This window comes from Rarobacter faecitabidus, from assembly GCF_006716265.1.
GTDB lineage: Bacteria > Actinomycetota > Actinomycetes > Actinomycetales > Cellulomonadaceae > Rarobacter > Rarobacter faecitabidus.
On record NZ_VFOS01000004.1, the window covers coordinates 124,576 to 144,901 of the forward strand.

General features: G+C 61.8%; 9 protein-coding genes and 1 pseudogene. All 10 read right to left on the reverse strand.

Going from position 1 to position 20,326, the window contains the following annotated elements:
* Positions 1-343: 343 nt before the first annotated feature.
* The 10 genes and pseudogenes from FB461_RS10765 to FB461_RS10800 all read right to left on the reverse strand — a co-directional run bounded on the left by FB461_RS10765 (position 344) and on the right by FB461_RS10800 (position 20,292).
* Positions 344-6,811: a DNRLRE domain-containing protein gene (locus FB461_RS10765; protein ID WP_246046229.1), complete on the reverse strand. Its 6,468-nt coding sequence runs from the start codon at positions 6,809-6,811 to the stop codon at positions 344-346.
* Between the two features lie 183 nt (positions 6,812-6,994).
* Positions 6,995-7,246: pseudogene (locus tag FB461_RS12545) on the reverse strand (transposase); the annotation flags it as partial.
* 119 nt (positions 7,247-7,365) lie between these two features.
* Entirely contained in the window at positions 7,366-8,355 is a 990-nt protein-coding gene (locus FB461_RS10770; RefSeq protein ID WP_142121958.1) for a hypothetical protein, read from the reverse strand.
* Positions 8,356-8,497: 142 nt separating this feature from the next.
* The gene (locus FB461_RS10775; protein WP_170222724.1) at positions 8,498-9,439 is read right to left on the reverse strand and encodes a pentapeptide repeat-containing protein; all 942 of its coding nucleotides are present in this window, start codon (positions 9,437-9,439) and stop codon (positions 8,498-8,500) included.
* Between the two features lie 196 nt (positions 9,440-9,635).
* A complete protein-coding gene (locus FB461_RS10780; protein WP_170222725.1) occupies positions 9,636-14,534 on the reverse strand; it encodes a DEAD/DEAH box helicase family protein in 4,899 nt (1,632 codons plus the stop codon).
* Between the two features lie 38 nt (positions 14,535-14,572).
* The gene (locus tag FB461_RS12075; protein WP_170222726.1) at positions 14,573-15,202 is read right to left on the reverse strand and encodes a hypothetical protein; all 630 of its coding nucleotides are present in this window, start codon (positions 15,200-15,202) and stop codon (positions 14,573-14,575) included.
* A gap of 258 nt (positions 15,203-15,460) precedes the next feature.
* Positions 15,461-17,158 (reverse strand): hypothetical protein, encoded by a 1,698-nt coding sequence (locus tag FB461_RS10785; RefSeq protein ID WP_142121964.1) that lies wholly within the window; start codon positions 17,156-17,158, stop codon positions 15,461-15,463.
* Positions 17,155-17,508 (reverse strand): hypothetical protein, encoded by a 354-nt coding sequence (locus tag FB461_RS10790; RefSeq protein ID WP_142121966.1) that lies wholly within the window; start codon positions 17,506-17,508, stop codon positions 17,155-17,157. The genes FB461_RS10785 and FB461_RS10790 overlap by 4 nt, the downstream gene beginning before the upstream one ends.
* A gap of 135 nt (positions 17,509-17,643) precedes the next feature.
* Complete coding sequence (locus FB461_RS10795) at positions 17,644-18,108, reverse strand: single-stranded DNA-binding protein (RefSeq protein ID WP_142121968.1); 465 nt, start codon at positions 18,106-18,108, stop codon at positions 17,644-17,646.
* A 24-nt stretch (positions 18,109-18,132) separates the two neighbouring features.
* Positions 18,133-20,292, reverse strand: a complete 2,160-nt coding sequence (locus FB461_RS10800; protein ID WP_142121970.1) for a fibronectin type III domain-containing protein — start codon at positions 20,290-20,292, stop codon at positions 18,133-18,135.
* Positions 20,293-20,326: the final 34 nt, after the last annotated feature.

Below are 20,326 nucleotides of genomic sequence, written 5' to 3' on the forward strand. Positions count from 1 at the left end.
ACCCATCAAAGGCGTCGACCTCGTTTCCATTTATGAAGCTCTCCGCTACTAGCGTATTAGCAAGGGTGTCATCTGTCGAGTATTCAATTGCTAACCCAACAGTGCCTATAACTTCATATTCTCTAATGGCAGCACTTGGTATGCGGTTTTCATCAGAAATAGCTGTGCTCGAAGGGATATACCAAATTTTCTTTACGCGTGAGAGCTCAGCGTGCGCTTCTGCTATCCTCTCTCGCGCTGAGCTGATTAGTTGCAAACCGTCATCACTACGAATCGATGGAGTGAATCCGAGTACACGTAAGCGAGTCCATGTCGATCGGCTGACCATCCGATTCAATCCTGTCTATCTGTATAAGTTTCGTATTCGACCACCACCACCGCCGATACCAGTGATTCTACCCGCACTTCCGCCGCCACCGCCACCGCGCATTTGACTGCGCGCGGTGCCGCCGCGATTGTTCGAGATGTTCTTCTCGTGGTTTTCCACCTTCTTCTGTGCTTTTGACTTCGACTTACTTGAACTTTTTTGACCAGAATTCTTCGTATATCCTTCTCGTTTTGGTATATCTCTTTCGCGTTTAAACTTTTCGTTCGCAACTTGCTTTCTTTTACCGGAGTGAAATGCCCTATTGTCATAAGGCAGTCCTGCCTTTTTGTTCGCTATCGCGACCCATTCAGCATCTGTCAACTCATATTTCTGCATGAGGCCCGACAGATCATTCCAATTTATCGGATCCTGCGGGTATGTATATGCCGTGGTGTTGCCGCCTTTGACGGGGTCGGGGCTGGTGAAGAGACCGGTGGTGGGGTTGTAGAGGCGAACGCCCATGAGGGTGAGGCCGCTGGTGGGGTTGCCTGCGCGTTCTTTGCCGCCTTTCCAACCGTAGGTGATGTCACCTGTGGTCGGGGTGGTGGTGAGGGGGTTGCCGTATTCGTCAAAGCTGGATAGCCCGGAGATGGTTCCGAGTGTTGTTCCGGTGACGGTGATGGTGGCTGCGACTGAGTCCCAGGGGTCGACGATGTCGAGGGTGAGGTCGGTGCCGGTGTGCTGGGCGCCGAGGTCTCCGGCGATGCTGGAGGCATACCGGGTCAAGGTGGTGGTGCCGTTTTTGGTGGTGGTGGCCCAGCCGGGGTTGTCGCTGGTGTCCGCGTAGCCACGCCTGATGGTTGTTGTTCCACTACCAGTGGTTCTTGTCTCTACGAGACGGCGTTGCAGAGCATCCAGGGTGAAGGTGGTGGTGTTCTCGCCTTGGGTGATGGACCTTGCGAGGTCGTTGTCGTAGTAGCCGATGGTGATGGGCCCAGCGGCCTCACCGAGAGGTGCGTCAGTTGACGGTATCTGGGTTTGGCGTCCGAGCATGTCGTATTCGTATGCTCCAGCTACCCGGTCAGCGGCGTCGTAGCCCCACGTCCGGCTACTGGGTGTCGAGCCCAGGTAGGCGCACTGCCCATTGATTGTATTTCGGTATAGGCCGGTGCGGTTTCCGTTGCTGTCGAAAGTGTATCCGCGGATTTGGCAGGTGTTTGAAATGCGGTCACGTACCTGGGTAAGCCTATCGGCAGTGTCGTACTCATAGTTCACGGTGCGCAGTCCGCCATCGCTAGCTGGCCCAGTAACCCACGCTTTCTTACCTTCGCTGTTCCATCCGGTGTCCCAGGTCGCAATGGGCGTGCCTGTCGAGCTGGCGTAGGCGAGGGTGGTTTGTTGCCCGGTACGGTCAAAAGTGTTGGTCTGGACCAGGCCGCCGGGGGAGGTTTGACTGGTCATGTCTCCGGCAGCGTCATAGACGGCTGTCCATGTTCCCATCCCTGTCACGGTTTGGGATGTGACCAGGCCGCGATATTCTCCTGGCCCGTCATATCCGAACGTCGTGGTCCCGTTCGGATCCTCGACTTGGTAGACACGACCCGCAGCGTCATAGGCGGTCAATGTGGAGCTTATCTGGGACCCGGTGGTGCTGACGTGTGAGATCGCTCGTTCCCACGCGTCGTAGTAATCGTTTTCAGTACCAAGCGTGGTGGCTCCATTCGCGCTCAGAGCTGACGTAGTTGTCAGTTGGCTGGTGATCGTGGAGTACCCGTAACTGGTGAACAATGTCCCCGAAGTGTCGGGTTGGTTGTTGATCGAGGTTTTGGATGTCACCTGCCGGCCAGCGGTATCAAACGTGTTCGTGGTTGACCGCACCACGGACCCGTTCGACTCGGTAGTTTCCTGGACGGCCAAGTAGTGGCTGTAACTGGTGACTTGTTCAGTGGTGATGCCGTCCACAGTCCGACAGGTCAACCCCGCCCAGGCAGCGAACTTGGCCGTCGTGCCACCACAGGCCTGATTCGGTGCAGGTTGTGCGTCGACCGTGTAATACGAGGTTGTGCTGGCCGCCCCCGAGGGCTGACGTTGCTCCACCACCCGCCCTTGGGAGTCATAGCGTGTTTTTGTGGTGATATTGTCCCCACCGACGAGGACAATCGCGTTGGTGGTGGGTGCTCCCAGGATCCATCCGGAAGTTTCGCCGGTCGGGCTGGAGGTATCGATCGGGTTGTACCCGGTCTCGGTCTGGGACAAGGCATTCGTTTCCAGTGGCACAACAGTTGCCGGGTCCCAGGTGGCGGTATTGGCCGCAGCTGTGGTGACAGTAACCGTGGTCGGTAGCCGCCACGGCATTTTGGTGGCTGGGTTGAGTTGTGCCGGGGCGCCTTGGTCATAGTCAGTATGGGTACGTTGACGGCTGTACGTCGGGACGCCATTGAGTGGACGGATCTCGCGCACGGGTTCCCAGACGTCTGTGACGAGTGTGCCCGCTGGGGTCAGGACGGTGCCCGCGGGGACGGTTTCCCCGTCAACGGTGATGGCCGTGTCGGCGATGACGTCGGGGTTGTATTTGGTGATGGTGGCATAGTCGTCGGGGTTGACCGATTGGCTGCCTGCTAGGGCTGTTCGGATGTGGTGGATGCCTCGTGCGTCAATTGTCCGCACGACGCGGTTGCCGGTGTCGTAGGTGGTGGAGGTGGGTTGCCAGTCACCGGCGCCGAAGGTGGCGGTGTTGATCACGCGTCCTTCGTCATCGGTGAAGGACAAGTCGGCATAGCGGAGGTCTTCCGTGCTCGGGGTTGTCCCGATGGCACCTGCCCGGTCTTGCCCCCACACGGCATACCCGTGAGTGGGAGCAGCATCTTGCCCCCACGTGGCAACATCGGCCGAGGTGAGGTCCGGCATCCCAGCAGCGCTAAGGCTTAGGTCGTAACCGTACTTGGACAAGACTGTGGTGCCTGAACCGGTCGGGTTGGGGCGCGATACCGAGAGCAATGCGCCGGCCTGGGCAGTGCTCGACGACCCAGTCGCATAAGTGAACAGGAAGGGCTTAGGAGCGAGGGAACTGCTGAGTTGAGTGGTCACGGTCGCCGGGGTAATGGAGGTCAGCGCCGCTACACCATTGCCGTTGATCGGGGCCCCGTAGCTGTACCCGGTGATCAGGTTCAGCCGCGGGTCAGTCACGGAGACAAGCCGGCCGTCTTGATCGTACTTATAGGAGGCGACTACCACTGTGGTCATCGCACCGCTGCCATCACTGGCTGTCGGTTTGAATGCCGTGTAGGAGATCGACTTCACCTGATCCACGATGTCGCCGGGAACTGTGTTCGTGGCCGTGGTCGCGGTGGCGTAGTCGATGGTCAGGATCCGGCATCCAGGCTGCGGGGATGCGATAGGGCAGGTGATCGGCGTGCCGGTCTTGGGCGGGATAGGCGCAACAATCCTGGTGAGTTTCCCGCCAGTATGGGTATAGGACGTGGTCAAACTAGTGCCTGGTTCACTGACCGACAGCACCTGCCAGGCACCAGAGACCCACGACCAGATGGTGTTCGTGCCATCGTCCTCGGTGAAGATCAACTGCTTGCCACTACCCACAGTCTTGATCTCCAGGCGCGCGCCCATATTCGCGGTTTCCTCATCCAGGGCAAGGTAGACCCCTACCTTCTGCGCGGCAGGCGTAGTGGTCCCGGTCAGGCCGGGCTGCTCGTAAACGAGTGCTTCGCCTTCGGAATCCACCAACGCGATCGTGCCATCAGAAGCAGTGTCGTCATACACCTCAACCCCTGCCACACCAGCATCCACACCGTCAAAGGACGATGTCCACCCCGGCCCGAACGGCCCCATCTTAGACGCGTCCGCGAAGGTGTTGTACGTCCGGGAGACCGACAGGTCCCCGGTGTATCCCGGGACGGACACATCCGTCGCGGTATGAGTGAACTCACCCGTCCACAACGACACCGTCCCCGGCCCGGCCTCACTCGTCGGGTAAGCATCCCCGAACGCGTGAGGAACATAGGTGACGGTACGGGTGGAGTATTCCTCCCAGATCCCGCCTTGTTGTGTGCATAGTTCCAGGTTGGATGGGTACGTGAAACAGACCTGAACTTCGTAGGTGACAGGTCGCCTGCTGGTCGATAGCTCCGAAGCGATGTTCCAGTCACCCGTCGCCTGGACCATACCGCTACCAATCGAACTGGTCGAGATCGTCAACGGCGCGTATTGGGCATCCTTCCACCCACTCACACCACTATTGAGTTCCCGGTACTGCAACCTGGCAGTGACGGCACCATTCACACTCCCGTTTGCGTGAGCAAGAATCTTGGTCGCCGTGGTCGCTTTCACCCCACCTTGACGGGGCAAATACGGCAAAGCCAAACCATTACCAAAGGAGAACGCCGAGGTTGTTGTGTTCCCGGCCCGGTCCACCAGTTGCGCAGTGAGCACATGGGACCCTGTCGGATTCCACGCGAACGTGGTCGTGGTGTTCCCGGAAGAGACAGGGATCGTGACCCAACCGCCGTTATCTTGCTTATACGCGGCAGCGACCAGATCACTGCCCGAGCCGGTAATCGTGAACGTGTTCGATCCCGGAAGGTCGGTCACCCATTGCCCGTTCGTATACGCGGTCGCGGTGATGGCGGGGCTAGCTGGTGGATCGAGGTCCACGCCCATGGTGGTCCATCCGGCCCAGCCTGGTGAAGACAGGCCGAAGGCGTTAATCGTTTTAGCCCGCACGTAGTATGTCCCAGAGGTCAGGGCTGTGCCTGGCTGGCAGGAGCCTTCGGCGCCGGAGGCGACTAGCGCGGTAGTGCAAGTACCGGCCAGAGTTGCTGCTGTCGCGGCGGTGGAGGTGTGAACCTGGATCTCATACCTGACGTTATCCCCATACGGATCCGTGCCCTTGGCCTTGAGGACCGGCTGCGGTGCATTCGTCCACCCCGCCACCGTCCCAGTTTGGGTAAAGGACACCGTGGAGGGGTTGGTCGGGGCTTTGGTGTAGGTGACCGAAAGTTTCGGAGTACGTGCCGTCTCGAAACATGCCCCAGAGTTCACGTCAACGTTATAGGAACAGAACCGTTTCCCGTAAGCCGGGTTGGATGCCTCAGCCACAGGGGCATTTAACTGCAAGCCATGATTCGCCCGCACACCAGAAACCCAATCCTGGACCATCTGTTTGAGAGAGACCGTCACCCACCCATTAGGCGAATTAGCACACCCATCACCGCCCTTGTTATCAGCAAAACTGGTAGAGGCAGACGTCCCAGTAGCAGGGGCAGGCTTGTTCGACCACAACGTTGCGTTCGAGAATGCCCCACCCAACGGGTGAACACTTGTCCCGATCGACGTCGAGCAGCTCCCGGCCTCATACTGCAGCATCTGCAAGGTCGCGGCCGTGACCGTCGCACCCGTGATATTCGCCGGCAGATTCCACTTCGCGAACGTCAGACCCTGGTTCGCATTCGTCGTGGTCGCCCCCACCAACCACCGATAATCACTACCCTGGGCCGTCGTCGTACCCGAACGCACCCATGTGTCAGCCGCGATCGTCAGCGAACTCACAGCCGGATCAACCACAACGGGATAGACCGTGTCAGGGTCCTGTAAAAACTCCTCCGACACCGACAACGAAAGCGTCTGCTCCACCACTGGAGCATCGCCCGCCGCAGCCCGCTTACCCTTCGCCACCTTTCGCGCAGCCTTGACAGTTTCGCCATCGCTCAGATCCGGGTCGACATCCACCACAACCTCAGGATCACCGCCACCATCCTCACGGGCATCCCACGCCGTCAAGTCCGCCGACTCACCGACCCTTTCGCCCTCACCGTCAGCCAATACCAAAACATCGCCGTCCTGGGTGAGTTCCGCACCCTGGGTGAGCACACCCAACTCCACGGTCCCTTCCCCGGGCTCGGGCGCAGAGTTCAACCGCACCGCGACATTCATGCCCGTCGAGGTCAACCACACCAACACATCACGATCCTCATCGACCGCATAGGTAGCCACACCACCCTCAATCGCTGGCTCAGGAACGTGACCTTCTGGCCAGGTGAACGACACCGTCGAACCGTCCCCGAGTGTCAACCGGCCCAGTAGGTCCGAACCACCACCACCAGCAACTACATCTGCCGCCGAGGCACGCGGCACGAAATTGCCGTCCCCATCAGCCTTAAACCGTAAATCAACATCCGACCACGCGCCCTCAGCATCCCGCACCTGAACCGGACTACCCCACAATTCAGAGGTCCACGTCCCATCAGGATTCACAAACGTCTTCGAGGACTCCGTGCGTTGGGACACATCCTCCACCCGCGAACCCTGCAACCGTGCCTGCACGCCCGCTGAGAACGTGTCCGGACTCTCGATCGCCTTTGACGGCACCGGCACTGGAGTGGGGTCAGCCTGCTGTCCCTCGTCAGCAGCCGCCTGGGTCACCGTCAATGACGAGCCCACCACCGCGAGAGCCAACCCCACAACACCCAGACGAGAACCCAAACGACGCATCACAACACCGATCTAGACATAAGAATGAAACTCCAAACGTCCAGACACTACCAGCCTGAAAGCACCCTGGGAAGGCGTTGGTCAAAAGTTTTCCGACATGTGCCGGTTTGGCTGGGGCTGTGCTGAGGTCCGGCGGTTTCATTCATGAGTTGTTCTCCCGAGCCGTCCGGTGAAGGTGATCGGTTACGCTTTGAATGCGGGCTTCCATCTCAATACCCAGCGTGCTCTCCCATCTCCGCTGGTGGGGTAAAGCAACCGAGTCACAAGATACAGGCACTACGCTGAAGCCTGAACGTTCGGGAAGGGCCCGCGCGCCTGGACCGCCCGCCATCATCTGGCGTTGATCGACTCGATCGCATGATCGCCCAAATCACTCAGCGCATATCGACGCCATACTCCAGGAACGGCTCAACCTCAGTCCATATTGGCCCAGCTTTCAACTCGACGAACACCGTAGGCAGAACCGAGACGCTCTGAGCCCCTACACCGTTGGTCGACGTGGGTCGGATGTCGTGAAGATGGCCCTGGGGGTGGTGGGTGGTTGATTCTGGCCGCTACAGTCCGGGCGCGTGAGGCGTGAATGGGATATTCGACTGTGACCCTTGCGGGGCTGCGGCGGGGTGTGGTTTGTCTGTGACGCCCGGTAGGACGTGGCGGGGATTGGCTGGTGAAGCCGCCACGCGCATGAGTGCTTCTGTTTTGGGTGAGCTGGTTTCGAGGGTGTTGAGCCAGGTGGCAACATTCCGGTTGGAGATCTGGCCTATGCCGTCGGTGCCGTGGGTGAGTACGGCTGTGGCTGCCAGAGACATGATGCCGGTGCGGTGGCCTGGTCTGCTGGTGCGGGCTAGATCGACTGCGACTCTGGTGAGTGACCGGTCGCGGATGAGTTGTGTGCGTGCTTGGTGTGCTGCTGCGGGATAGTTGGCTAGTTCGGTGATGAGGGTCGGGACGTGGACTTCCTTACCACCGATTGGCATGGGAGCGTGCCAAAGATCGGGATCGTTTGCCAGGGTGCTGAGGGCGTTGGTCATCAGAGTTGCTTGCCGATCGGGTGGGAGCTGGCCTGCCAGGGCGGCGACGTCGATTGTGTCGTCCACGAGAGGCGCTGCTGGGTTTTCCCCCGGTAGACGCCATGTGAGTCGGGCGAGAACTTCAGTGGGACTGGCTGCTGTGTGGCCGAACTTGCTGAGCAATGGGTGCCGGGTGCGTTCTTGCCATACGTTTTCTTGGCCTTGTCGCAGCTGACTTCCGTCGATGGTGATGGTCGTGGAGATCACTGGTGGGCGGGGGTGGTTTCGCGCGTGGTTTCGTAACGCCGCCGTCCAGGGGTCATTGTCTGCCAGCTGCGGGTCGTAGGTGAGTATTTGGATGCTTGTGATGCCAGGGATCGCGGCGTGGAGGGCGATGGCGTCGGCCTCAGGGCTGAGACGCGCGATCGCGATATCGCGCCCGGCGGTCACCATGGCCACGGTGCCGGCGTGAACTGCGTAGCCGATCACGGTATCGACGAGGTCTGGAAGATCAGTGATCTGTAGTGGTCTCATCGGTCCTCAAATCGGCGGCCGGGATCCACACAATGTCGATCACAGGGCCGGAAAGCTCGAGTGTGGCGGGGCGCTGGGTGGCGGGCTGTTGTGACATGGACTGTCCTGCTCACACCTGGGGTTTGACGTTGATGGTGGTGTCCTATCGGGTCGGGCTGGTGTCGTGACGAAAGGCGTCTGAGGTGGGTAACTGCGACTGGGTAGGGGTGGCCGCCAACACGGTGGCACGGCGGCGGTCGGTTTGATCGACCGGGGTGTTTCTGAGTGTGGATCCGGTCATGTTAACCCCTGTCAGGTCCGCGCCGGTCAAGTCCGCGCCGGTGAGATCGGCACGTTCAAAGTTGGTGGTGGTGGCCCGTGACTGTTGTAGAACGGTTGACACGCATAGTGTTCGCCGGAAGATCGCCTGGGAGATGTTGGCGCGGGTCAGGTCTGCACGGGTCAGGTCTGCGCTGTCGAGATTTGCCAGGTGGAAGGACGCATAGGGCAGGCGTGCGCCTAACATTTTCGCGTTCATGATGTCAGCCGAAGCGAAGACCGCTCCGGGCATGGTGACGTTGTTCAGGGTGGAATTCATGAGTAGTGCGTTACTGAAGTTCGCGTCGGGGGCCGTTGCCCCAGTCAGGTCTGCCCTGATCATCATTGCCCGCTGAAACGAAACTTCGGGCGCTGTGATGTTACGGAGGTTACTGGAGGAAAGGTCCGCCCCATCGAAGATTGCACGCGACAAGCTCGCGCCTGCAAGTTTGGCTGCTGCCATGCGCGCTTCGCGACACGAGGCTTTCGTCAGGTCCGCGCCAGTCAGGTCGACACCACCCAAGCGGGCACGTTCCAGAGATGCCCCAAGTAGTGAGGTTCCCCGGAAACTGAAGTGACGCAGATCCATACCGGTCAGATTGACCAGGTCGAGCATCAGCCCATCGAGGTTGATAGTGATATCGGCTGCGGCGTTGAGTTCCACCATTTGCTCGATCAGGTCGGTTTTCTGGTCGGAATGCAGGGTGGATGATTCAACCAGGTGGGCGCGAAGATCCATGATGCGCGCTGCATTCGGATGCACAGAAGGGGTGTTATCGGTAGTCATCAACATGTCCTTAACTGAACGTGGCCGGAAGAGTCATCGTGATAGCCCACGTGAAGCTTCTTGAGGGTTCTATGGGAGATACGGCGCCGTGGGGCGGGACGTGACTGTGTTGATAGGTCGAGGCCGGATTTGGTGGTGTTCCTGTCCGGCATCTCCGTGGTGGCTGCTGCTGAGATCACGGTCTGGGGCGCGTTCTTCACGGTGCGTTGATACCGGTGGTAGGCGGCGCGTGTGTGATCTGGGTGGTGTGGGTTTCAGCCTGGCTCTGGTTGGCTGCTGCAGCTGCCATCTCCTCGTTGATCTGGGTGAGCCGTGATTGGGCGATCGCTAGGTCGTGTTCGTGTTTGAACGGTTGGCCGATGCGCTGGCGTGCCTGGTCTGCGTCTCGCAGTGCGGCGTCGCGGTCTGTTTCCATGCGCGTGACCTTCTGGGCGATCGCTCCAGGGAGCCGTTCGAGGCGGGCGATGATGAAGTGTTTGCCGGGCTCGAGTTCGCCCGGTTCAATTTCGAAGGAGATTCCGCTGACTCCAGCGAGGGTGAATCGGAGCCAGTACTTCCCGAACGAGAACGAGGTATCGGTCTCGATGGTGTGCCCTGCGAGCTGGATCTGGGCGGGAAGTTGAACATGCTGATCGATGCCGTACCGCAGCCGGTGATGGTGAGTCTCTATGACTGCGGAGGTGAGGTCATGGAGGTGGGTTTGCGCCTCGACTCGGGAGGTGAAGTGGCGATCGCCAATGCGGATCTGAAATTCTTCACCGGCTGTAGAGATGGTGCGCGCCATAGCGGCCCGCAATGCCGGCATCTGCAGCTCGACGTCATCGACGATGGCGGCGGCCGCGGTGATGGCGGCGGATAGTCCTTGTTGGGTGCGGTGGTGGGCGCGCTTGAGCCTGGACAGTTTCGTGACGCGGGCTTGTGTTTGGGCGAGTTCGAGGATGAGCGGGTCACCAGAGGCAGCTGCTTTGGCCGCTCCGGCGCTGAGTGTGGCGTCCCCGATGTCTTCGATTTCCCGGACGTCGAGGCTGCGTTGCATGAGCTGGTGAATCATGCGTGCTTTGCGTTCTACGGTCTGCCACATGAAGGCGTCAAAGGACCGTTCGGTCAGGTACCTGAACACGGCCACTTCGGGGTTCTGGTTGAGTTGCCGGATGGCACGGCCATCACGCTGGGTGAGGTCTGCTGGACGCCAGGGGCAGTCGACGTGGTGCAAGGCGATGATGCGGTCTTGGACGTTGGTGCCGGTGCCCATTTTATCGGTCGACCCGAGCAGGACTTTGATGCGCCCCTCACGCAGTGCCGAGAACAGGCCCGCTTTTTTGGCGTCGGTATTGGCGGAGTGGATGAACGCTATCTCGCCCGGCGGCATCCCTGCGTTGATGAGCCCTGACCGGATTTCCTCGTAGATGTTCCAACCGGCTCCGGTAGGGGTGGAGTAGTCGCAGAAGATCAGTTGTGTCGCCCCGGTGGTGGTGGATGGTTCTCCTGTGGTGGGGTTGATGTAGGGGCGGTCTTTGGTGGCTTGCCAGATGCGCGTGACTTTGTCGATGACGTAGTCGGCTTTGGTGGGACTGGTCGTGGTTTGCCCGATCATGCGCATGTCGCAGGCAGCTTTTCGTCCGTCGGTGGTGACCTTGAGCATGTTGTCCTCGCTCGGGTCGACCAGGCGCGACGCGATCGCGTCCACGCGCCTGGTGAGGTGGACCATATAGTTGTGCAGTTCGCGGCTGGCGGGGATCAGGACGTTCATCGCGGCGCGTTCCCCGTCTGGCCCGGGCGCGAAGTCGGGGCGCGGGAGTTGCATGTCTTCGGCGGTTTTGGTGTCGGCGAACATCGACCACATGGCCAGGAGTTCGGGCACGTTCTGAAAGGAGGACAGGCGCGTGTTCAGCTTGTATCCACCCTGAGGTGCGATCTCCATTTCGGTGACTTGGGTGCCAAATGTCGCCACCCACTGGTCGAACACTTCGATACCCGCATCGGTGAGGATGTCGGGGCGTAGGTAGCGTTGCATGACGAAGGTTTCGGTGATCGAGTTCGATACCGGTGTGCCGGTAGCAAACGTCGCCACCTTGCCCTTGTTCTCCCGGAGCCATTCGATCTTCATGTGCAGGTCGGTGGCTCGATCTGAACCGGCGATCGCAGCACCAGGAACAGCCGAGGGCGTGGCCAAGTTCTTGTAGTGGTGGGCCTCGTCAACGATGAGGTAGTCGATACCGGTCTGTTCGAATGTCAGGCCTGGGTCCCGGTCAATGCCTGCGATGGTAGCTTTGAGTTTCTCCTCGCGTTTCTGCAACGTCTTTTCAGCGTTCTTGATCGACTGGGTAGTGCCGATACCGGCCTGCCTGGTCCGTTCGATAGTCAGGCGCAGCGCGTCGATTTCATGGCGCATATAGGCTTCCTCAGCATCGGCGCTAAGTGAGAGTCGTTTGAATGCCCCTTGGGTCATGATGATGCCGTCCCAGTCGTTCACGCTGGCCCCGGCCACGAACGCGCGCCGGTCCTCGATACTGGTCAAGTCTTGGCTGGATGCAGCGAGAATTCTCGCTGCGGGATACAGGCCAAGCCATTCCCGCGAGAACTGTTCAAGCATGTGGTTGGGCACAACGATCAGGGGTTTGTTCACCATGCCCAGGCGGCGCAGTTCCATCGCACCCATGACCATTTCGGCTGTCTTGCCCGCACCGACTTCGTGGAAAAGGCCGACAGCCTGTTCGTGGAGCATCCTGGCCACAGCGATCTTCTGATGCTCCCGCGGGGTGAAGGTGCGCGTCAGGCCGGGCAGTGTCAACGCGGCCGCTTCTGTTTCGAATGTGCGCAGGACCAAGGAGTTGAAGGCTTCGTTGTAGATTTTTTGCAGGCGCACGGAGCGTTCGGGGTCTTCCCACACCCATTCGGAGAATCGTTCGCGGATCTCGTCGGCTTTGGCGAGTGCGGCCGCGGTCCCCTCGGCGTCAACCATGCGAGGTTCGGATCCGGGGGTGTAGACGGTGATCTGCTGTTGTCGGGCGATCCTCTCGATCAGTTTCCCGGCGTGCATCCTCTCAGTACCCCACACCCCGCTCGCCAGGACGGAGTCTCGGCCTGCCGCTGACAGTCGCACTTCCCAGATTCCCGAGCCTGCGGTCTTGACCGTGGCGCGGGAATCGCCCACGAGCTGCCGGGTGAAGTCTTGGAGCACATCTGCCGGAATCCACACGGCGCCGATCTTCGCTTCAATCTCACCGGCTGCAAGCGGGACCGGCTGCACCTTAGATAGTGCTTCGATGTTGCGCTGATAGGTGTCAGGAGCGCGGGTTGCTGCTTCCTGGGCGGCAGCGAGTTTCAGTCGGACGTTACCCGAAAGGTAGGCCGATGCTGGTTCGAGTTGACCCGTGTCTGGGTCGAGGAATGCCTGATCACCGATCTCGGTCAGTGCGGTGTCTTCGTCGATGTCCAGGAGCGCCGCGATGTAGGGCAGATCGATGCGCCCTCGGGTATCCAGGCTGAGCGCGATCGCGTCTGAGGCGGTATCCGCGCCTTGGGGCCGGACACGCTCCTGCACGACGCGTTCATGCAGGATGGTTGCCTTCGTGAACGATTCGGTGGCCGCGTCGAAGGTGGCCAGGGCGAACACTGTTTGCGCATGAGGATCGGTACGGAAGATCCGTGAGGCCCGAGGGATGCGCCGGGTCACGATCGGTGACTCGGGGTCGCGCGGATTCTCACGAACGCTCACCGACACCCGCGAGGGGCACCCGTACTTCGCGACATGGGCATCGAACAGCGCCTCGAGGTGGCGGCGCTGCTGCTGAACGGCCGGGTGGTCGTCGCCCACGGTTTTCGCTTCCAGAGTGAGCAAGTCGGTCGTGGCGTCACGCAACTGGATCAGGGACCGCAGCTCCCGGGCCAACGCCACCGACGTCTCAACAGGTTCGAGGCTGCCAGCGGAATACCGAGAGATGGTTCCATCCTCGCTGGCGTGCAGGGATCCTTCCCATCGCACCAGCGCGGCGTGCTCACGTTCGGACGTGACCTGGACGGGCGCACTGGCGGGAGCCGGGGAATGGATCAGACCTGCAGCGCGAGCATCGTCGGTAATCTTGTGCAGCGCGGCGGTAAGCGCGGCGGGTGTGTGGGTGCCCGGATCGGCTGTCACGGTGGCGGTGGCCTCCCCGTGCATGCCATGCCCGACGTGGAGGGTGCCGAGCACCATTTCAGGATGGTCCTCGAAGTACTCGTTGACCCTGATCTCATGGCCGTCGACCACGCGGGCACGCGTGGACGTCCACGCGGCCTGGGCGGGCGCGCGACCCTCCTCGCGCACGCGGAAGACCATGACATCGGTCAGTGCGTCAGTGCCAGCTGAACGCCTGTGTGCGCCGGTAGGAAGACGTACTGCGCCCAAGAAGTCTGCCCGTTCAGCCATGAGGAGTCGAGCCTGCTTGTTGCGGGTGTCCATCGTGAACCGTGAAGTGATGAACGCGGCCACACCACCCGGCTTTGTCAGTGCCAAGGCTTTGATGATGAAGTGGTTGTGCAGCGACTCGTTCGTGGGGTTGTGCGCCGGGTCATGGAGTTGGACGTCACCGAAAGGCACGTTCCCGATCGCCACGTCGAAGCTCCCTGCAGGGACGCGCGTGTCAGCGAAGGACTGCGCTACCACTGTGTGGGCAGGGTGCAGGTGGGCGGCGATCGCCGCGGTGATCGGGTCCAGCTCGATGCCGGTCATATGGGCACCAGCCGGAGCTGTGCCCATGAACACCCCCGATCCGCAGCCAGGTTCCAGAACGTTCCCGTCGGTGAAACCAAGCCTCGTCACGGCCTGCCAGAGCCCCGCAGCAATCTCGGGGCTGGTGTAGTGAGCGTTCAGGGTCGTCCGGGACGCCGCGGCGTACTCGTCGCCGGTGAGCAGTTCACGCAGCTGCTCACGCTGCGTCGACCACTGGGGTTGCGTGGAGTCGAATATCCCCGGAATCGCACCCCAACTACCCCACCGGGCCAAAACCTGCTGGTCCTCGACGCTGGCAGCGCGGCCAGAGCGTTGAAGGCCGCGCAGAGTCGTGAGCGCCGCCAGATTCGCGTCAATCCTGGCCTTCGTGCCCGATGGCGCCAACTGATCCTGACTGGTGATCCGGAAACCACCAGACGGCGTTATGCCGGCAGGACCGGCCTCCCTGCTGGTAGTGCTGCCAGGCCGATCTGGATCGCTGCCTCCCGGTTGCGGGTTGATGCCGCCATCGCTTCGGGTGAGGTGGGTTCTGGCCAGAAGTTGATCCGTGCCTCCTTGGTCAACAACTCGCTCCACATCGCGATGTGCCGGATCTCCTCCAGGTTCGACGCCTGATTCAACAATGCTGTCGCGTAGTCCACCTTCGGATCCCAATCTGCGGCTTCCATTTGCCTCACCAGTGCCTGTTCCAGGTGCTCCCACCTGTCCCACATGCGCAAGTACTCCTCGCGGGGAGTCAGGGCTGTCGGGTGATCCCACAACCCGTCCGCCTGGTCGTCCGGGACTTGCGGGAGCGTCGAGTACACCAGATCGTGCATCACGATCTCGGTCGCGGCCGACCTGCACTGGTTGCGGTGTCCGAGCTCCGCCAGGTAGTCCTGACTCGCTGGCTGGTGGGTGATCAACTGATCGGTCAACTCCCCGATCATCGTCTCGGCCCTTGTGCCCAAGTTGGAAAAGTACACGTCGACGTCCTCCGGCGTCATTGCCGCGATCCTCGCCGGGTCGCACACCTCGATCGTCCGCTTGGCCTGCAGTCCGTACTGATTCATCACGGTCCTCCTCTGGTAGTCCCCACAGGTCAAAGAATCCTTGACCCGTGATCTGCTGTGAATTTTTGTTTCGACCCATCTCGTCGTTGCCCCCGATGCCGTGATGCCACTATCACGTCCATCACGGCGAGCTGCATACACGACGACGGGGAATTGATACTCTGCACGTCGATCGCGTCCCCTACCCATTCGCTTCACCACCCCAGGCACCGGGACTGCGAAACGCACGAGTAACGACATCGTCACGACGATTCGCCTCTAACTCCAGGGGTCGCCAGGGAGCGTGGCTGGGGAATAGATGGTGTAGCCGTCGGGGTGCATTTCGGTTTGTCCGTGGTTGGATAGCCGGCAGAAGTTGACCCATTCCCAGGCGGCGCCTCCTGCCCAGCGGTAGGCGCCGTGGGTGACGTAGGCGGCGCCGCGGTATCCGAGAGCAATGTAGTCCTTCACTTGCGCGCGCAAACCGGTTTCGTGGGCGCTGTCGAGGCGGCGGAGGATGTCGTGGACGGATGCTTTGACGGTCCAGCCTTGTTCGCTGCACGACCACTTATAGGGCGTGACGGGGTAGTTGGCGTCCATCTGGTCGCTGATGGCTCCTGGGATGGAGTGGAAGCCGAGCGTGGTCTGGTTGGAGTAGGTCGGGAGCATGCTCACACCCAGGCGGGTGCGGCCGAGGGCGCGGGATGCGGCGTGGGCAAGGGTTGGCCCGCCGTGGCCGAGCACGGTCCCGTAGCCGGGCGCACTCGAGTGGGGGAACTGGTTCCAGGTGAGTGTTTTGATTTCTCGCCACGGTGGGCCGTGGGCGTCGATCTCGGCTTGGGTGATCCAGCCCTTTTCGACTGCGAGCTGGTTGAGCGCTTCGACGGTTTCGGGCATGTAGGCGATCTCGGGGTTCGCGTCGTTGTAGGTATCGACCGTGGGGGGCGGACTCCATTCGACGGGAGTGCTCGGGTCGTAGCCGCGAGAGAGTTCGTTGGGTGTCGGTTTGCGCCAGCAGGTGATGGTGACCCCACACCGGTTATCGAGCCAGTAGTGGTCCGCGACCGTGGAGATCGCTTCAACGGTCACTGCACCGTAATCGGTGCAGCCTGGAATACGTGTCTCGAAGTATCCCTCCCATACCCCTGTTGCAGGGTTGTAGGCGTAGCTCGTGACGTTATCGAAGCAGTACCGCTGGCCGGGCTGCCAGTCGATCGGCGGTGTGGGTGTGCCCGGGTCGGTTCCTCCACCTCCTGGGTTGCCTGGGTTGTCGGTATCTGAGCCGCCGGTGCCGGCGGCCGGTTTGATCGTGGTGGTGGCCACGGTCGCTGCGGCCAGGCGCACGGTGGTCGGCGCGTAGAGCCGCCAGGTCGTGGCCGTCGACGAGGTCGGCACTGTCGCAGTCAGGGTGACGCGAGCAGCTGCACGAGTCGTGAGTGTGGCTTGCGTGCGCCAGGTGGAGTCGGTCTTGCGCTGGACGAGGACCTTGCGGCCGCGAGCAGGCGTGAGCTGCGCGGAGATCTCGACTTTGGAGCCTGCCTTCGCGGTGACGGTCACGGTCTTGGCCGGCTTGGCGCTACGCCCATCGACATAGACCTTCTTGACGGTGGTTTTGACCTTCTTGGCCTTGACGCGCTTGGTTACACCGAGTGCCTTGACCACGGTCGTGGCGGGCTTGGACGTGACGATGCGGGCCACACCCCGGTATGCGCCGCCGGACCAGCGGGCCTTGACGTTCTTGGTCTTAGCGCCGGTCTTGACCTTCACGGTGATCGCGTGGCCACGGCGCGCAGTCTTGACCGTGACCTTCACGGTCGTGCGCACCGTTGTGGCAGACCGAGACGTGGTGGACGTCGTCACCGTCACATGCGCCTTCGTGGCCGCGGTGCTGGCGGGCGCTGTGGCGATCGCCATGGTGGTCATGACTGCTAGTGCCATGGCGGTGGCCACGGCTCGGGTTTTCAGTGATGCGGTCATGCTTCACCTTCTGGTGCTTGATCCCAGATGTCTCTCACGAGTATGGCGGTGCCGGCGGGAGCCGACTCCACGACTGCCGGCGCTTGGCGTCGACGAACTGCGTTGCGGTCGAGGTCCAGGACGTCGGCCGCTTCACGAAGAGATGCCCCGTCAGCGATCAGCACCGCTGCCGCTTGCCGGTGCACGACTTGCCTGGCCGCAGCCGCCCTGTCCGCGGCTTCGTTGGCGATCGCCACGGCTGCGATCGCAGTCTCCCACGCGGCACCGACATACTCGGCCGAGCCGAGCACTCCCGTCGCTTCTGCGTCGGGAGTCTCACGCCACGAAATGGGTATCGGCTGCCGTGCCATGTACCCATTGTCTCATCCGGCCCCTTAATGTGCCATATTTATGTGTGCGGGATCTCGCGCAACTTTTTGTGCCGGCGACCGGTGATGACAAAGGAGGGTCAGCGCCCCTGCACGCTGACCCTCCCTAATGGCACTCTAGAACGGTGGTTCCTCGAATGCCCCGGTATTCTCTGCTGGTGGTGCGGATTCCCAGGGATCTTCTGAGGGTGCCGGTCCGGCGGCTGGCCGTCCGTCGCGGCGGACGCGTTCGACCTTCGCGGTCGCGGACCTGAGCGACGGGCCGATCTCGTCGACCTGGAGCTCGACGGAGGTGCGCTTCTCGCCCTCGCGGGTCTCGAAACTGCGCTGAGTCAGACGACCCTGCGCGATGACGCGCGAGCCCTTGGTGAGTGATTCTGCGACGTTCTCGGCCGCGTCACGCCACAGCGAGCAGCGCAAGAACAGCGTGTCGCCGTCCTTCCACTCGTTCGCTTTTTTGTCGAAGGTGCGTGGAGTCGAGGCGATCGTGAAGTTCGCGACAGCAGCCCCGGACGGGGTGAAACGCAGTTCGGGGTCGGCGGTCAGGTTCCCGACGACCGTGATAACGGTATCTCCAGCCATGATCATTCCTTCCAGTTGGTTTGATTACTTGGTGCGCACGAGCTTGGTGGTGCTGGCGGACGCGTTCACGATCACGCGCACCTTGGCGCGCGTCTTGACCGTCACCTTGGCGGCACCCGCCTTGGAGGCTTTCAGGGTCTTCACGGTGCGCCATGTCTTGCCCTTGCGGATCTGCACCCGGATCTTGGTTCCCGGCGCCGTCTTCGCGACTGAGATCTTCCTGGCCTTCTTGGTCTTCTTGATCGTGACCTTGGGCGCCGTCTTCGCGGTGGTCGACGTCGCGATCGGTGTCTGCCATGGCGAGGCGGAGGACCCGACGAGGGTGCGGACGGTCACGGCGTAGGCAGAAGATGCCGTCAGACCGGTGATCGTGGTCGACGTCGACGACGTCGACACGGTCTTGCCGCCCTTGCCGGTCACGCGGACCTCGTAGCGTGACCCCGCCGGCCCGCGTGTCCAGGCGAGGGTGAGGGTCGTTGGCGATCGTTTGGTGATCTTGACCGCCGGTGGAGTGTTCGGGGTCGTGGCGAACGTCACCGTTGCCTGGGAGAGTGCTTCCCCTGGGGCCGTGGCGGTGATGGTGGCGGTGTAGGTGCGCCCGGCCGACAGTCCGGTCAGCGTGACAGTCGGTGAGGTGGTTGACCAGGTGCGCGGGATACCGGCGAGCTGCACCAGGTAGTCGGTCGCTCCCTCGACAGGGTTCCACACCAGGGCGGCCGTGGTCGACGTCGAGGACGTCGACCGGGCACCAGTTGGAGCCGCTAGGGCTGTCCTGACCGTGGTCGACGCGGTTGCTCCGGGGTTCGCCCCGATCGCCTGAACGGTTACCGGGTAGGTGGTGCGAGGCGCGAGGCCGGAGACCTGGGCTGAGGTGCTGGTGACAGTGCGTTCGAGATCTCCGACCGTCACCCGGTAGGACGTTGCACCGGGCGGGGGCTCCCAGGACACGGCGGCGCTCGTCGAGGTCGAGGTGACACGCACCCCGGTGGGTGCGACGGGGCCGGTGGTGAACGTGGTCGACGCGGTTCCGCCGTACCCGTCGGAGCGGGTGTAGGTGGCGGTGTAGGTGGTGTTCGGGTTCAGTTCGGTAAATGTGTGCGACCCGGCTGTCAGGGCGAGGGTCTTAGTGCGGGTCTGCGCGCTGGAGGTCACCGTCAGATTCGCGGTATCCAAGCCAGTGCGGAACCGAGGTGTCACAGGGACCGAGAGGGTTGCAGTGGTGTCGATGACGGCAGTTGGTGTCACCGACAGTACCGGGGTCGGTGCGGTGCGGGCGATCGTCGCACCGGCGGGCTGGATTTGTTCGGCCGCGACGAACTGCCGGGCGACTCCGTCTGCTTCGAGGACGTGCAGTTCGGTGCTGGGCACCGTATCGAGGGATGTGACATCTATCGTGATCGGGCCGGGCTTGTCGACAAAGATTTCGACCGGTTCGAGCACTCCCTGATTCACGACCAGGTCCGCGGACGTCTTCGAGGTTGCCGAATCGAACGACGCACCCGTGAGGGTGACCGGCAGGGTGTAGCTGACGGCCGGGAGTGAGCTGTAGTCGAATCCGGTGCCGGCATCGACCAGTTTGATACCAGTCAGCAGGTAGACCCCGCGCACGGCGTCGTAGGCGGAGAGTTGCGGGACGATCGAGACCTGCCCGGTATTGCCGGCAGGAATCCCCCCGACCTGAGCGGCAATCGCTGTGGCCGGGTCACTGATCGCCAGGCAGTTAGCGACGTCAGGTGCTGGAGCACCGGCCACGATGCCGATAGCCCGCCACAGCACTCCGTAGCGTGCAACGGCATCGTGCGGTGCGGCGGGTTGTGCCCGGCTGGAAAGCAGGTACCCGATCTGTGCGCGCTTCGCGGGCGTCAGCACCGTGCCAGCGGCCGTGAGCGAGTCAGAGGCGGTGATCGTGCGTTCTTGCCAGTCGAAGCCGCCCGTAATGAACTGTTTCACCACCGGAGTCACGCCCTGGTCGCTGTAGGCATCAATCAGCCAACGCTGGACCGGGGCCGAGCCTGTCGACCCGGCCTTCGTGGCGTAACTGACCTTGCCTTGTGTCCCACACGAGTAGTCCACGATGTTGTCGAACGAGATGGTGGCCGCAGTGGCAGGTGGGGCCGTGGCGGCGATAGTAAGGCCGAGAGCCGTGGCGATCGCCACGGCCATCAAAGAGGGTCGTCGGTTCATCACAATGCCTTCCTAGAGCGTCTGTCAGTGGGTG

What these genes read in the sequence shown, in the direction of transcription:
- FB461_RS10785 (WP_142121964.1), bottom strand. Translation starts at nt 17,158, where the DNA reads ATGACCGCATCACTGAAAACCCGAGCCGTGGCCACCGCCATGGCACTA.
- FB461_RS10790 (WP_142121966.1), bottom strand. Translation starts at nt 17,508, where the DNA reads ATGGCACGGCAGCCGATACCCATTTCGTGGCGTGAGACTCCCGACGCA.
- FB461_RS12075 (WP_170222726.1), bottom strand. Translation starts at nt 15,202, where the DNA reads ATGAATCAGTACGGACTGCAGGCCAAGCGGACGATCGAGGTGTGCGAC.
- FB461_RS10770 (WP_142121958.1), bottom strand. Translation starts at nt 8,355, where the DNA reads ATGAGACCACTACAGATCACTGATCTTCCAGACCTCGTCGATACCGTG.
- FB461_RS10800 (WP_142121970.1), bottom strand. Translation starts at nt 20,292, where the DNA reads ATGAACCGACGACCCTCTTTGATGGCCGTGGCGATCGCCACGGCTCTC.
- FB461_RS10765 (WP_246046229.1), bottom strand. Translation starts at nt 6,811, where the DNA reads ATGCGTCGTTTGGGTTCTCGTCTGGGTGTTGTGGGGTTGGCTCTCGCG.
- FB461_RS10775 (WP_170222724.1), bottom strand. Translation starts at nt 9,439, where the DNA reads ATGACTACCGATAACACCCCTTCTGTGCATCCGAATGCAGCGCGCATC.
- FB461_RS10795 (WP_142121968.1), bottom strand. Translation starts at nt 18,108, where the DNA reads ATGGCTGGAGATACCGTTATCACGGTCGTCGGGAACCTGACCGCCGAC.